Origin of the sequence: Bacillus sp. 2D03, from assembly GCF_003946765.1 — a bacterium.
Classification (GTDB): Bacteria; Bacillota; Bacilli; order Bacillales; family Bacillaceae_G; genus Bacillus_A; species Bacillus_A cereus.
In genome coordinates this window covers 1-496 of record NZ_RPSJ01000048.1, presented here as the reverse complement: position 1 = coordinate 496, position 496 = coordinate 1, and the positions used below count along the sequence as shown (strand labels likewise).

Genomic DNA, 496 nt, shown 5'->3' with positions numbered 1-496 from the left:
AGGGCCATCGCTCAACGGATAAAAGCTACCCCGGGGATAACAGGCTTATCTCCCCCAAGAGTCCACATCGACGGGGAGGTTTGGCACCTCGATGTCGGCTCATCGCATCCTGGGGCTGTAGTCGGTCCCAAGGGTTGGGCTGTTCGCCCATTAAAGCGGTACGCGAGCTGGGTTCAGAACGTCGTGAGACAGTTCGGTCCCTATCCGTCGTGGGCGTAGGAAATTTGAGAGGAGCTGTCCTTAGTACGAGAGGACCGGGATGGACGCACCGCTGGTGTACCAGTTGTTCTGCCAAGGGCATAGCTGGGTAGCTATGTGCGGAAGGGATAAGTGCTGAAAGCATCTAAGCATGAAGCCCCCCTCAAGATGAGATTTCCCATAGCGTAAGCTAGTAAGATCCCTGAAAGATGATCAGGTTGATAGGTTCGAGGTGGAAGCATGGTGACATGTGGAGCTGACGAATACTAATAGATCGAGGACTTAACCATATAATATG

The 496-nt window shown here is 53.0% G+C and carries 1 rRNA gene; it reads left to right on the top strand.

Annotation, left to right across the window (positions count from 1 at the left end):
* Window positions 1-488: ribosomal RNA gene (locus EBQ15_RS30945) — 23S ribosomal RNA — on the top strand; the annotation flags it as partial.
* Window positions 489-496: the final 8 nt, after the last annotated feature.